Origin of the sequence: Vallitalea sp., assembly GCF_025211055.1 — a bacterium.
GTDB lineage: Bacteria > Bacillota > Clostridia > Lachnospirales > Vallitaleaceae > Vallitalea.
In genome coordinates, this window is the sequence record NZ_JAOARO010000091.1 from 1 (window position 1) to 3,632 (window position 3,632).

General features: G+C 31.6%; 4 protein-coding genes and 1 pseudogene. 1 reads left to right on the forward strand and 4 read right to left on the reverse strand.

The window, feature by feature from the left end; genetic code table 11:
• A pseudogene (locus tag N4A55_RS14415) lies at positions 1 to 313 on the forward strand (transposase); the annotation flags it as partial.
• A 198-nt stretch (positions 314 to 511) separates the two neighbouring features.
• Here N4A55_RS14415 and N4A55_RS14420 read toward each other — a convergent pair.
• The 4 genes from N4A55_RS14420 to N4A55_RS14435 all read right to left on the reverse strand — a co-directional run.
• Positions 512 to 1,009, reverse strand: coding sequence for an SMI1/KNR4 family protein (locus N4A55_RS14420; protein ID WP_293757597.1), 498 nt, complete (start codon positions 1,007 to 1,009; stop codon positions 512 to 514).
• A 21-nt stretch (positions 1,010 to 1,030) separates the two neighbouring features.
• Positions 1,031 to 1,645 (reverse strand): hypothetical protein, encoded by a 615-nt coding sequence (locus N4A55_RS14425; RefSeq protein WP_293757599.1) that lies wholly within the window; start codon positions 1,643 to 1,645, stop codon positions 1,031 to 1,033.
• Between the two features lie 576 nt (positions 1,646 to 2,221).
• The gene (locus tag N4A55_RS14430; RefSeq protein WP_293757601.1) at positions 2,222 to 2,692 is read right to left on the reverse strand and encodes a hypothetical protein; all 471 of its coding nucleotides are present in this window, start codon (positions 2,690 to 2,692) and stop codon (positions 2,222 to 2,224) included.
• Positions 2,693 to 3,632: RHS repeat-associated core domain-containing protein (locus N4A55_RS14435; protein ID WP_293757603.1), on the reverse strand; the 940-nt coding region annotated here is incomplete at its 5' end.

Sequence of the window (3,632 nt, forward strand, 5' to 3'; positions counted from 1 at the left end):
ATATTACATACAGATAGGGGAAATGAATTTAAAAATAAGGCTATAGATAAATTATTAAACACTTTTGAAATTCAACGTTCATTGAGTAAAAAGGGCTGTCCTTTTGATAATGCTGTAGCAGAAGCTGCATTTAAAGTGATAGAAACAGAGTTTGCTTTTAATAGAATATTCGAAAGTTTTGAACAACTAGAATGCGAATTGTTTGATTACGTAAATTGGTATAATAACCACAGGATACATGGGTCGTTAGATTACCTAATCCCTGTAGAATGTAGAATATAGATTAATGATGTTCGATAAAAAAGTGTCCTAAAAAGTGTTGACAATCCACATATAAATATAAACATCAAAACTCCTTCTTAAATTCTAAATACCATACCTTAGATTCCTCCTTAGTCATCATTAAATTCCTTAATTCTTGAAGTATTCTAAATGATTCTTTCTATTAATTTCAAGTATTTTATAAAAAAAACCTTGAAAAAGCGAACTCTAACAAGGTCTTTAACTTCATTTACTCTATATCTACACCATCATATGCATCACCTAAAGATTTAAAATCATCTTGCATCCAATACCATTCATTACCTTTATTATTAATTAACTTTTCTAATAAATCCATGAATGAAGTGGCAATAATAGAGCATTCTCCAGGTACTCCATGCCTATCCCAAAAACTATCATAGCAACGCCCTAATCTACTTGGATTTAAGTCAATTGTTAAATAATCCCCATTATCATCTCTTGCCGCTATATACCAGTCTGAAGAGATATCATATTCACATCTCTCTCCAACAATAACAGGATTTGCTAATACAAATTCTTTATATGAAACTATATGGATAGCATAGTCGCTATTCATATATAAACTTAATCCTCCACAAACTTTATAGAACTCAAGTAAGTCAATAGGTATTTTACATCCTTCTACAACTTGGGGAACTTTACTAGGAGGATACACTTCACAATCTGATAGTGTTCTAACTTTTGAAATTAATGATTGTACTTTCATTATATACCGTCACCTCTATTATTATGGTAATTGATAAATATATTTATTAAATTCTTTATAATATTCTTTTCTTGCTGATTGTGGAACATTGGCAGCATCAAACATATCTTCCGATAATTTTTGTATTTCTTGCGGACTTACCTTAGTCCAATCCACTTTTCCACCAACTTTTTTACCTGTTCTATCAAATAACCAATCTCTATATACTGCTTTAGTTGCATTATGTTGTTCTTTTGTTAATGCAATAGTTGTTGATTTTGATGCACGTGATTTATAACCAGGAATATTATTCTTAGCCCATACATACATTATGCCATGATGATTTTCTAATGGAGCATTTTTAGGTTTATAAGTAACTATATCATATACTTTAACATTACCCGTCCCCTCAATTAAATTACCAACTTTCCTTCCATTCCTTAATATCTGGTCAGTTACTTCTGGTCCTATAATACACCCTGCTAGTATTAGCCTATTAATTTCCTCTCCTGTTACAACATCTTTACCTAAATCTAAATAAGTAAAACCAATAGCAAAAGATGCCATTCCTCTACCATGTTCTTGTCCAAATTCACCACGAGCAGTATTTCTAAAATTTCTATCCGCTGATGTAGTTATATGCTCACTTGGGTCCATATAGACTAATGGGTTGTTATATGTATGGGTAACTCAGTGGATTCGTTATACTTCCCTCATAACTATCCTGGCTGATAAATCTCCCAATAATAGAGTTATAATATCCTTAATTAAGTAATAACTTTCTTCCTATAATTGGAGGTATGCTTGATTTTCCATACCTCCTGTACCTTTTCCTTATATTTTACCATTTTGGCCATGGAGTAAAAATATTTGATATCTGATATATACTTATTTTTCACACATATTACCATAATAGTCTTGTTTATTGCCGCACGCTAAAGCTCCTTACCGATGGTATAGGGGAAAGTATCCCTTAGAGATTTTTGTCCCATATTTGCCAAATATTTTTCACTCTGCATATGTTATTTGTTTTTCTCCACGAAAGAAGTCAACAGATTTTTCCGTTGACCTCTTCCTTGGATTATTTATTTTTCAGCAACTCACTACAGAATTTAGATTATGCAGTTATGTTTTCCTTTTCAAAAACACTATGACCTAATAAAAATCATAATTTACTCTTACACCACTACGTTTGATAGTTTTAATGAAGTAACAATTTATTGATTTATGCAGCTAATATGCTTTATATTTTTTAATAAATTCTAAAATAGATATGTTTTTTATATCTTTCAAAATATCTTCATCTTCTTCCCACCAAGTATCACCAGCATAAATCTTACTATCTACATAGCTCCAAGGAACAAACTCTTGATTCTTAATTTTAATTGAAGGAACTAGATGATACATATAGATATTTGCCGTAAGAGAAACACCAAATTCTTCATCCAACTTATACATTACTTCAAAATATTCATTTTCCTTTCCATCCAAAAGAATTTGATTGTATTTTTCATAAAGTATAGTATGATTTAAAGACTCTAAACTAATGTCTTCCTCAAATAAGTCATTCATAATCTTCTTTAAACTATATTTTTCAATAAATTCATCAATAGACTTAAAATCATAATCTGCTGTTAGTCTAATAAAGTTTGATGAAACATGTCCTTTGCTTATAACTTTCTTCCTTATAATAATTTTTTCCATCTAATCCCTCCATGTAATGTGAACTCTAAATTTCTGCTTTTTACTGTAAATATTGATATGGTCAATTGCATTTTCACTTCCATTAATAGGATGACTATCAAAATGCCACCCCTTAGCACTTCTACTTCCAGCTACTTCTTCAGAAAAATCATGAAATTTCTTATTAACGAATTCAATAGCTTCTTCTCTTGTTTTAAATTCTATATCATTTCCATTTAACACTTCTTCTTTGTATTTATTTAGTTGCCTAGGTGTTAATTGACTATTCTTACCTTTTCTCCCACTGTTCACAGATTGTCCACCATTGAACTTACTGAAAAAAGCATTCGTTTGAGCAGCTAAGTGTAATCCTTCTTCTTTTACTATTGCCCCAGCTGAAGTTATAACTTGACCTGTTTCAGTGGCAAGTCCTCTAGCACCACCTGCTATATTCCCTAAAGATGAACCAATTGAATAGGCTGAATAGGCCTTATTTGTAATCTTAGCCGCAACATAAGCATCATAGAAGTCCTCATTATACATATAATCAGAAGCTGATTTACCTGTAATTCCCTGAGCTGCCCCAGCAAACCAATCTTCATCAGTAGCATATGCCCATCCTGCAACAATATCTATTGCATTATGACCACTTGGGTCAACGTAAATCAGTGGATTATTAAATGTATAGGTATATTGATTTAGACTCAGTGGATTTGTTACACTTCCCTCATAACTATCCTCACTTATAAACCTGCCAATAGTAGGGTCATAATATCTTGCTCTTAGATAATATAGTCCTGTTTCCTCATCATAGTACTCCCCTGAGTACCTTATAGGATTGTCTATCTCTTCCTTTGATGCCATGAGGTTTCCCCATTCATCATAGGAATACCTATTTACTACCTTTCCATCTTCATCTACTAGTCCTACCACATCAGAATGACCATTATAGACATAATAA

Bases quoted from the DNA above. Each gene is read 5' to 3' on its own strand.
- N4A55_RS14420 (WP_293757597.1), bottom strand. From the start codon at position 1,009: ATGAAAGTACAATCATTAATTTCAAAAGTTAGAACACTATCAGATTGT.
- N4A55_RS14425 (WP_293757599.1), bottom strand. From the start codon at position 1,645: ATGGACCCAAGTGAGCATATAACTACATCAGCGGATAGAAATTTTAGA.
- N4A55_RS14430 (WP_293757601.1), bottom strand. From the start codon at position 2,692: ATGGAAAAAATTATTATAAGGAAGAAAGTTATAAGCAAAGGACATGTT.